The organism is Sphingomonas sanguinis NBRC 13937, assembly GCF_001591005.1.
GTDB classification, from domain to species: Bacteria; Pseudomonadota; Alphaproteobacteria; order Sphingomonadales; family Sphingomonadaceae; genus Sphingomonas; species Sphingomonas sanguinis.
The window spans coordinates 1-9,191 of record NZ_BCTY01000081.1; the positions used below are offsets into that span (position 1 = coordinate 1).

Here is a 9,191-nt window from a genome sequence, read left to right on the forward strand (position 1 = left end):
TCTGATGCTCTATCCTGCTGAGCTACGGGGCCCCATGCGTGGGCGGTGATAACCGGGACGCGGCATGGGGTCCAGAGTGGTTCGCGGCCTCAATTGGCGAGCTTGGGCGGCACCACCGGAAAGGGAAGCGGGGCGACGGGCACCCCTTCGTCGACCAGCGCCTTCGCCTCGGCCAGGCTCGCCTGACCATGGATCGGCGCGACGGGCGCATCGCCGTCGTGCATGGCGCGGGCTTTGTCGGCAAAGGCGGTGCCGACCCAGGTCGACTTTTCCAGCATCTTGGCCTGGGCCTGCGCCAGTTGCTCCATGACCGCCTTCACCGCCTGCGGGTTGGGCAGGTCGGGTTTGCTGTTGCTCTTGGCGGGGATCTGCGGGGCCATCACGGCCTTTTCGATCTGGCGGTCGCCGCAGAGCGGACAGGTCACCTGCCCGTCGTCGCGCTGTTCCACGTAGGCGGCGGAGGAGGCGAACCACGCCTCGAACACATGGCCGGTCGTGCAGCGCAGGTCGAAGACGATCATGCCACCACCACCGGCGGAATGGCGCGGCGATGGCGAATGGCGGGCAGGCGTTCACGCACCGCCGCCACTTGGCCCGCGTCGACCGTCGCGACGCCCAACCCGGCCGCCTCGCCCATGTCGAGCAGCACCTCGCCCCATGGTCCCACGACCAGCGAATGGCCATAGGTGGCGCGGCCATCCTGATGCTCGCCGGTCTGTGCGGCGGCGACCAGATGCACCCCAGCCTCGATCGCCCGGGCACGCAGCAGGATATGCCAGTGCGCCGCACCGGTCGGCCGGGTAAAGGCGGCGGGCACCGACAGGATCGTCGCCCCAGCCTCGGTCAGTGCGGCGAACAGCGCTGGAAAACGCAGGTCATAGCAGATGGAAAGGCCCAGCCGCCCGACCGGCGTATCGACGACGACGGCCTGTGCGCCCGGCATATAGGATGCCGACTCCCGCCAGCTTTCGCCGCTGGGCAGATCGACGTCGAACAGGTGCATCTTGTCGTAACGCGCGCGGATCGCACCGCTGTCATCGATGACATAGCCGCGATTGGCGAGCCGCCCGTCGCCCTCGCGCACGGCCAGCGAGCCCAGATGCACCCACAGGCCATGAGCCGCCGCCGATGCACGAACGCGGGCGAGCACCGGGTCCTGGTCCTCGGCCACGAGATGCGCCGCCGCGCGCGTCCGGTCGCGATCGATCAGCCCGGACATTTCGGGCGTGAACAGCATCGCGGCCCCACGCGCCTTCGCCTCGCCGATGGCACGTTCCAGAACGTCCGCATTGGCGGCGGGATCGATCCCCGCCGTCATCTGCAGCACCGCAATATCGGTCATGCCGACAGCAGCGGGTCGAGCCCTCCCCGCTTGTCGAGTGCGGCCAGATCGTCCGAACCGCCGATATGCTGCCCGTCGATGAACACCTGCGGCACGGTGGTCCGCCCGTTCGCGCGCTGGATCATTTCGGCGCGCTGGGGACCGCCCATGGTGATGTCATATTCCTCGGGCTCGACGCCCTTGGAAGCGAGCAGCGCCTTGGCCCGGGTGCAATAGGGGCAGAACGCCTTGGTGTAGATTTCGACCTTTGCCATGTCCCTCAGGTGTGGCGCGTCGGCCCGCTTGTCAATCGTCGGACCGTTCGATGACCCGCGCCCAGCACAGGATCGCGACCGACGCCGCGCCCGCCCGCAGCAAGGCCGCCACGCACGCTCCCGCCGTCGCGCCGGTCGTGTAGACGTCATCGACCAGCACGACGTGCCGCCCCCTGACCAGTTCGGGCTGGGCGACGCGAAAGGCGGTGGTCACGGCGGCGCGGCGCTGTCGCGGCGACAGGCCGCGCAGCAGCGGAGTCGCCTTCACCCGCTCCAGCGCGCCGCGCGCCATCGGCACCCCCGTCCGCCGCGCGACGCCCTCGCTCAGCAAAACCGCCTGGTTGAAACCGCGCCGCCACAAGCGCCAGCGATGCAGCGGTACGGGCACCAGCAAGTCCACCCCCGGCGGCAAGCGCCGCGCCATCGGCCCGGCCATCGTCTCGGCCACGCCGATCCGCCCGCCATGCTTCAACCGGATCGGCAATTCGCGGGCGATCGGACCATAGGCGACGGCCGCGTAAATGCCCGCGTGGCGTGGCGGCCGGGCCATGCAGGGCCCGCACCACGGTTCACCGACCGCATCGCCGCCCAGCGGAATGCCGCACCGCGCACAGCCGCCATCGTCGAGGAAACGCAACTGCCCCCAGCACTGCGCGCAAAAGCGATGATCGGCCTCGACCGGTTCGGCACAGCCCGGGCAGCGCGGCGGCAGGGCCCAGCGCACGATTCCCGCCACGATCGCCCCGGCGCGCGCCATCGCGAATCCCGGCCATTTCATGCTTGCCCCCATCGGCTGCACCTTGTTCCCGATCGCACAAGCGCGCACAAGCGCGACCGTGACCCACCCCAGCATCTTCGACCGACAGGCGCGCCGCCTGCGCCGCGACCGGGCCCAGCCCGCTTATGCCGAGCATGATTTCCTGCGCGCGGCCATGCTCGACGGCCTTGCCGAGCGGTTGGATGCGGTGACCCGGCCGTTCCGCGATATCCTGGACCTGGGCTGTTTCGACGGTGCCTTCCTGCCGCCGCCTGGGGCACGGGTGGCGCGGCTGGACCCGGGCTTTGCCTTTGCGCACGACGCACATGGCGTGCAGGGGGACGAGGACCGCCTGCCGTTCGCGGATCGCAGCTTCGACTTGGTGGTCAGCGCAGGCGTGCTCGACCAGATCGACGATCTGCCCGGCGCGCTGACGCTGATCCGCCGCGTGCTGCGTCCCGACGGGCTGTTCCTGGGCGCGTTCGTCGGCGGCGGTTCGCTGCCCCGCCTTCGTGCGGCGCTGCGTGTGGCGGAGGCCGAAAGGCCGGTCGCGCGGCTGCATCCGCAGGTCGATGTGCGCTCGGCGGGCGATCTATTGATGCGCGCAGGGTTTACCCTGCCGGTCGCGGATATCGAGACGCTGGACGTGCGCTACCGCGATTTCGGGCGGTTGCTGGGCGATCTGCGCGGCATGGCGGCGAACAACCTGCTGGCCGAACGGCGGCCGATCACCCGCGAGGCGCTGGCGACGGCGGCCTCGGCCTTTGCCGACATGGCGGACCCGGATGGCCGTGTGCCCGAACAGTTCAACCTGGTCTTCCTGACCGGCTGGGCCCCCGATCCGTCACAGCCCGTGCCTGCGAAACGGGGCAGCGCCACCGCGTCGCTGGCCGAGGCACTGCGCCCCAAGCCGGACGCGGACTGATCAGCCGATGATCGCGCCGCCGCGATCGCCCGCCAGGATACGGCCCATCGATTCAAACAGCTGATCCATCGCGACGGGCTTGACGATCACGTCGTCGGCTCCCGCCGTGATGCAGCGCTCGCGCAGGTCGACCCCGCTGTCGGCGGTCACCACGATGATCGGCACCTCCGCCTTGCCATCGCTGCGCGCGCGAATGTGGCGGATGGCGGTGATGCCGTCCATGCCGGGCATCCGCAGATCGATCAGGATCATGTGATAATCGTCGCGGTCGATCATCTCGAGGCCGAGTTCGGCGCTCTCGGCCTCGGCCATCTGGGCGCCCGCCACGTCCAGCATATCGCGCACGACCCGACGGTTCATACGGTCGTCCTCGATAAAAAGGACGTTCATCGACGTCCTCTTTGCATCGCGGACAGGATGGCATCCAAGGCGCAGGTCATGGCTTCGCCCTAACGATCATGCCGCTTGCGTTACAAGCGGCGATTCAGGGCTTTGCGGCGAGATGTCGAACATTTTGCTCATCACCTCGGCCCCTGCGATCGGTTTGGCGATAACGTGAACCAATCCGCCGCGTGGCAAATCGTTCCCCGGCAGCGGATCGGCAGCGGGCCACAGCAGGAATAGCGGCACCGCCGTGCCCGCCGCCGCTGCTGCCAAGGTATGCAGCGCCGCAGCCACGTCATCGTCCCGAATCGCGCCATCATCGACCAAAAGCTGCGCGACCCCGCCCTCGCCCAGCCGCGCCACCGCTTCGTCCACATTCCCGGCAAAGGTCACGACGGCATGGTCCGCACACAGCTTGGTCCACATGGCACGACGGATCGGATTGCGATCGACCATCAGGACGGTGGGCCGCGCGACGTCGGGCTCCACCGGCAACTCGGAGAGCGGTAGCGTCAGGGTAAAGCATGATCCACGCCCCGGCTCGCTGTCGACAGTCACGTCGCCGCCCATCGCACGGGCCAGCCGACGACAAATGGCAAGGCCCAGGCCGGTGCCGCCATATTGCCGCGTCGTGCTGGTATCCGCCTGGCGAAACGCCTCGAAGATTTCCTCCAGCTTCTCGGGCGCAATGCCGATGCCGGTATCGGTGACGCAGACCGAAACGCCGTCTGCCAGGCGCGTCACGGTCAGCCGGACCGCACCCTTGCTCGTGAATTTCAGGGCGTTGGACAACAGGTTGAAGACGATCTGCCGGATTCGCGCGGAGTCGCCGACCACCATCGCGGGGCAATCGGACAGGTCGCGGGTAAAGCCGATCGCCTTGGCCGCCGCCTCCCCCTCGAACAGGCGGGAGGCATCGCGGATCGTCGCGGCGAGGTCGAACGGTGCCTCCTCCAGGGTCAGGCGGCCATTCTCGATCTTGGCGACATCGAGCAGATCGTCGACCAGCGCGCGCATGGTCAGGCCTGCGCCGTGCATCACCTCGACCCGTTCGCGCTGTTCGTCGGGCAGACCGGCATCGGCCAGCATGACCTGGGTCATGCCCAGAATGCCGTTCAGGGGCGTACGGATTTCATGGCTGGTCGTCGCCAGGAACTCGGTCTTGACCACCAGCGCCTTTTCGAGCTGGTCGTTGGTCAGGGCCAGTTCGCCATGCGCCGCGCGAATCCGGTTGCGGCTGCGGCCCAGCGTGAACAGCCAGATGCCGAGCAGCGCCAGCACCACGACGATGGCGACGACCGATCCGATCAGGATGAAGCGCTCCGTCCGCAACTGGGCGCGTTCAAAGGCGATATTGCGTTGCAGGTCGGCGGCCTTCATCCGCGCAATCCGCAGTTCCTGATTGGCGAAGTCGAACCGCGCGCCCATCAGCGCAAGACCGGTCGAGGTCGCCAGCCGGGTCGATTCGTCATCGATCCGCTTGAGTGCCTCCAGATGGCGCAGCGCATCGGCGGTCCGGCCGACCGCATTGTAAATCTCATAAGCGCTGCGATGCGCGTCCCGCTGCAACACCGTGGTCGTCGCGAGATCGACGCCGGCAAAGCTCCGGTCGATCAGCCCTGCCGCCACGGCCGCGTCGCCGCGCTGGAACGCGGCCTGGGCCGCGATGCTTTGCAGCGCGCGGATATCCTCGGCCCCTGGCCGGGGATCGGCCCGCCGCACCTCGGCGATCGTCGCCTCGGCTTCGCCGATCCGGCCCATCCGCAGTTGGGCCCGCGCGATGTTGCGTCCGATCACCGCCTGTAGCGCGGCGCTGTCCACCCGCCGGGCCAGCCGCAACGCCTCGCGAAGCTGGGTCAGCGCATCGGCCGTGCGCCCCATCTCCGCCAGGGTCAGCGCGCGGTTGTTGAGAATGGCGAGGCGAAACATATCGTCGCCGCGATAGGTGCTACTCGCCTGTTCCAGGTAACGAAGCGCCGAGGTGAAGTCCTTGGCATCATTGTACAGGTCCGCGATCTGGACCAGCGCCTTTGCCTGCCCGCGCGTATCGTTCAACTGCTGGAAGACGCGGTGCGCGGATTGATAGGCGTTCAGCGCATCGGCGATCTCGCCATCGGCGCGGTTCAGGCCCCCCTGCGACAACAGGATATTGGCCATCAGATCGGATTTCGGCGAAAGCGTCCGCGCGATCCGGTACGCTTCGGCAATGGCCCCCTTCGCCTCGCCGGTGCGCCCCATACGAACCGCGCTTTCGCCGTGCAGCCAGTCGGCGGTGGCGAACGCCAGCACCCGATCGTTGGAGTCGGGAATCGCGGCGGCCGCCACGCGCGCGGCATCGGCACTGCGCATCGCCAGCGCGGGGTCGCGCAGCATGTCGGTCTTGGCGGCATCGATCGCCCGGCTATAGGGCAAAGGCAAGGATGGTGCGGCGGCGGCGCGGGCTTGCGCCCCGGCCACGACCAGCGCGACGAAGATCAACGCCAGCCTAAGGGCGCGCATTGGCGACCAGCCGGGCAAAGGGCGTCGGCTTGGCCAGCGCCGCGACGGCTTCATGGGTGCGTTCGGTCAGGAAATGGATCAACGCCTCCAGCCCGATCGGACGGCTGATCAGATAGCCCTGGATCATGTCGCATCCCATCACGGTCAGCAGCGCCAGCGTGGCGGGCGTCTCCACCCCCTCGGCGACCACCTCCATCTCCAGCGCATGGGCCAGGTCGATGGTCGAGCGGACGATCAACGGATCGCGATTGGAACTGGTCAGCTGGGTAATGAAGAGCTTGTCGATCTTCAACTCGCAGGCGGGCAGCTGCTTCAGATAGGAGAGCGACGACAGGCCCGAGCCATAATCGTCGATCGCCACCGCAATGCCCGTGTCGACCACGGCCTGAAGATGGGTGATGGCGCTTTCGGGGTCGTGGATGACCGAGGTTTCGGTGATCTCAAAGCCGATCTTGGCACCGCTTTCGGTGACGATCGCACAGGCCTCTTGCACGAAATTCTCGTCGCCCAGCAGCATGCCCGAGATATTGATGAACATGCGCAGGTCATGCCCGGCTTCGGCCAGGCGCCGCTGGTCGGCGATGACCCGGCGCAGCACCCACAGCGTCAGCGGCGCGATGATCCGCGCTTCCTCCGCCACCGGGATGAACTCGACCGGACTGATCGGCCCATGCACCGGATGCCGCCAGCGCAGCAGGGCCTCGGCACTCGACACGCGCTGTTGGCGGACATGGACCTTCGGTTGATATTCGATCGACAGGCCGTCCTGCTCGATCGCGCGGGTCAGTTCGCGGGCCAGGGCGATGCGGTCGAGCCGGTCGGCGCGCGCGGCGAGTTCGCGGATGACCGTCCGCCCCTCGATCTGGGCGTCGGCCAGCGCCTGCTCGGCTTCCTCGAGCAGGCGCATATCGTCGTCATGCGGGACGGCGGCCAAGGCCGCCCCGAGCACCGGATCGATCCGGCACTCTCCATCGGGCAGCAGGAAGGGATAGCGAAGCGCCTCGCCCAGGGTCAGCAGACTCGCGTCCAGCGCTTCCCGGGAATTGGCGCGGATCATCACCTCGATCTGCGACGGCGTGGCGGCGCGCGCGATGGCGTCCGGAATGCACTGGCCCGCCCGCCCCGCCACGGCATCGACCAGCGTGGCCACGACCTTCCGCCCGAGATGACGGCGCAACAAGGTGAAGTTGCCCAGCCCGACCAGGACGAGCAACTGCCACTGCGCCCCGACTTCGGTCGCGGCGACAGGGTCCGATGTGGCGGGCGCAGACGCGCCGGACGCGATTCGAGAGAGGCCGTTATCCACCCCTCCAAATTAAGGGTCACGGCTAAACAAGGTGTTAACCCCGTTTGGTGCGACATTCCAACCGGTTGTCGGGCGGTGGCGCCCCACGCCCCTTCCACAAACGCTGTGGGCTCCCAATCGGCTGTACGGGTTAACGTAAGAGAAGCGGCAACCCATTGCGAAATGGTTAATAGCGAATTAACCATAACCATGCGCCGGATGACGGCGCTAACGAGGGAGAAAACCCATGCTGAAGTTCATTCTGGCGCTGATCTACGGCGAGTCGATCCGCCCCTGGTAATCCCAAGACGGTCATGGGGCGGGGCAACACGGCCCTAAGCCACGGCAACGCCCCATGACTTTTAATTCGCGTCGCCAGACCGGCGCGCTTCAGCCTAGCAGGTCGTCGGCCAGCCGCAGCATGAAGGCCGCGCCGCGCTCCATCTGAGCGACCTCGATATACTCGTCCGGCTGATGCGCCTGGGCGATCGAGCCGGGGCCGCAGATGACGGTCGAAAATCCCGCTCCCTGAAACTGGCCCGCCTCGGCTGCATAGGGCACCGCCCGCGCCGGGCCATTATCCCCCGCCCATCGCCGTGCCAGCCGCTCGGCCACGCCATCCGCCTCGGGCGCGAAGGATGGAGTGCGCGACCGCCGCTCGACCCGCACACCGGTATCGGGAAAACGCGCGCGCAGGTCCGCATCCGCCGCTTCGCAGGCCCGAAAGAATGGCGCCAGGATCGCCTCCGGCTCCTGCCCCGGCAGGGTGCGCAGATCGAAGGCGAAGCGGCACTCGCGCGCCAGGATGTTGACCGCCGTGCCGCCATTCACCTGCCCGATGGTCAGTGTCGCATGATGCGGACAAAAGGGACCATGCGGATCGCCCTCCCCCGCCAGGCGGTCCGCGATATCGGCGAGCTGCTGCATTAGCCGGACCGCCACCATGTTCGCCGACGCGCCCAGATGGATGAGGCTGGAATGCGCCTCATGCCCGGTCACCGTCACGGTCCAGGTCGCGATGCCCTTGTGGCCGCTGACCACCACCATGTCGGTCGGCTCGCCCACCACGACAGCGGCCGGGCTCGGCACCTCTCGCGCAATCTCCGCGATCATCGACGGCGCGCCCAGACACCCCACCTCCTCGTCATAAGAAAAGGCCAGATGCAGCGGACGGACCGCGCGGCCCTTTGCGATATGCGGTGCCAGGGCCAGCGACAGCGCCAGAAACCCCTTCATGTCGCAAGTGCCGCGGCCGAACAGCCGGTCGCCCCGCCGGGTCAGCCGCCAAGGATCGCTGGTCCAATTCTGCCCGTCGACCGGCACGACATCGCTATGCCCCGACAGGACGACGCCGCCGGGCTCCACCGGGCCGATGGTGGCGTAGAGATTGGCCTTGGTGCCCTCCGCATTGAACACCCGCCGTCCCGTGACGCCGATCTGGCCCAGATGCCGCTCGACATAGGCGATCAGGTCTAGGTTCGATTCGCGCGACGTGGTGTCGATCGCGATCAGGTCGGCCAGGATGGCGGTGGCTTGGGCGGCGAGCTGGTCCGGGGTCATGCCGCCATCCTGCCGGATGTTACGGTTTGGTGAAAGCCCTGGTGGATGCCTCCGCCCTGAAGGCCAGTCGACATTTATACCGCCACTATTTCCCTCTCCTCTGGATAGGGGAGAGGGTTAGCGAAGCTTGCCAGCCTGCTGGCTAGCGCAGCTTGGGTGAGGGGTTGAGCGAGCCAAAGGCTCGC

At 67.7% G+C, this 9,191-nt stretch carries 9 protein-coding genes; 1 reads left to right on the forward strand and 8 read right to left on the reverse strand.

Annotated elements, in window-relative coordinates:
• Positions 1–89: 89 nt before the first annotated feature.
• Genes SSA01S_RS18150 through SSA01S_RS18165 form a run of 4 tightly spaced genes read right to left on the reverse strand, consistent with a single transcriptional unit; the run spans position 90 to position 2,374 of the window.
• Positions 90–521, reverse strand: coding sequence for a DUF1178 family protein (locus SSA01S_RS18150; protein WP_061781522.1), 432 nt, complete (start codon positions 519–521; stop codon positions 90–92).
• The gene (locus SSA01S_RS18155; RefSeq protein ID WP_061781523.1) at positions 518–1,342 is read right to left on the reverse strand and encodes a carbon-nitrogen hydrolase family protein; all 825 of its coding nucleotides are present in this window, start codon (positions 1,340–1,342) and stop codon (positions 518–520) included. The genes SSA01S_RS18150 and SSA01S_RS18155 overlap by 4 nt, the downstream gene beginning before the upstream one ends.
• Positions 1,339–1,596 carry a glutaredoxin 3 gene (grxC, locus tag SSA01S_RS18160; protein WP_058732698.1) on the reverse strand — a complete coding sequence of 86 codons (258 nt, stop codon included), beginning with the start codon at positions 1,594–1,596 and terminating at the stop codon, positions 1,339–1,341. The genes SSA01S_RS18155 and grxC overlap by 4 nt, the downstream gene beginning before the upstream one ends.
• 31 nt (positions 1,597–1,627) lie before the next feature.
• Positions 1,628–2,374 (reverse strand): ComF family protein, encoded by a 747-nt coding sequence (locus SSA01S_RS18165; protein WP_240954776.1) that lies wholly within the window; start codon positions 2,372–2,374, stop codon positions 1,628–1,630.
• Positions 2,375–2,405: 31 nt separating this feature from the next.
• On the opposite strand from SSA01S_RS18165, the gene SSA01S_RS18170 reads away from it, so the two are divergent.
• The gene (locus tag SSA01S_RS18170) at positions 2,406–3,278 is read left to right on the forward strand and encodes a class I SAM-dependent methyltransferase (protein ID WP_061781527.1); all 873 of its coding nucleotides are present in this window, start codon (positions 2,406–2,408) and stop codon (positions 3,276–3,278) included.
• Here the strand turns inward: SSA01S_RS18170 and SSA01S_RS18175 are convergent, their stop codons facing one another.
• The 4 genes from SSA01S_RS18175 to argE all read right to left on the reverse strand — a co-directional run bounded on the left by SSA01S_RS18175 (position 3,279) and on the right by argE (position 9,006).
• Positions 3,279–3,668: a response regulator gene (locus SSA01S_RS18175; RefSeq protein ID WP_058732700.1), complete on the reverse strand. Its 390-nt coding sequence runs from the start codon at positions 3,666–3,668 to the stop codon at positions 3,279–3,281. It lies immediately after the preceding gene.
• A 66-nt stretch (positions 3,669–3,734) separates the two neighbouring features.
• Positions 3,735–6,161 (reverse strand): tetratricopeptide repeat-containing sensor histidine kinase, encoded by a 2,427-nt coding sequence (locus SSA01S_RS18180; RefSeq protein ID WP_167348941.1) that lies wholly within the window; start codon positions 6,159–6,161, stop codon positions 3,735–3,737.
• Positions 6,148–7,467 carry an EAL domain-containing protein gene (locus SSA01S_RS18185; protein ID WP_061781524.1) on the reverse strand — a complete coding sequence of 440 codons (1,320 nt, stop codon included), beginning with the start codon at positions 7,465–7,467 and terminating at the stop codon, positions 6,148–6,150. The genes SSA01S_RS18180 and SSA01S_RS18185 overlap by 14 nt, the downstream gene beginning before the upstream one ends.
• 369 nt (positions 7,468–7,836) lie before the next feature.
• Positions 7,837–9,006: an acetylornithine deacetylase gene (gene argE, locus SSA01S_RS18190; protein ID WP_061781525.1), complete on the reverse strand. Its 1,170-nt coding sequence runs from the start codon at positions 9,004–9,006 to the stop codon at positions 7,837–7,839.
• Positions 9,007–9,191 lie beyond the last annotated feature (185 nt).

Coding starts and splice junctions, on each gene's coding strand:
- SSA01S_RS18150 (WP_061781522.1), bottom strand. CDS start 521: ATGATCGTCTTCGACCTGCGCTGCACGACCGGCCATGTGTTCGAGGCG.
- SSA01S_RS18155 (WP_061781523.1), bottom strand. CDS start 1,342: ATGACCGATATTGCGGTGCTGCAGATGACGGCGGGGATCGATCCCGCC.
- grxC (WP_058732698.1), bottom strand. CDS start 1,596: ATGGCAAAGGTCGAAATCTACACCAAGGCGTTCTGCCCCTATTGCACC.
- SSA01S_RS18165 (WP_240954776.1), bottom strand. CDS start 2,374: ATGAAATGGCCGGGATTCGCGATGGCGCGCGCCGGGGCGATCGTGGCG.
- SSA01S_RS18175 (WP_058732700.1), bottom strand. CDS start 3,668: ATGAACGTCCTTTTTATCGAGGACGACCGTATGAACCGTCGGGTCGTG.
- SSA01S_RS18180 (WP_167348941.1), bottom strand. CDS start 6,161: ATGCGCGCCCTTAGGCTGGCGTTGATCTTCGTCGCGCTGGTCGTGGCC.
- argE (WP_061781525.1), bottom strand. CDS start 9,006: ATGACCCCGGACCAGCTCGCCGCCCAAGCCACCGCCATCCTGGCCGAC.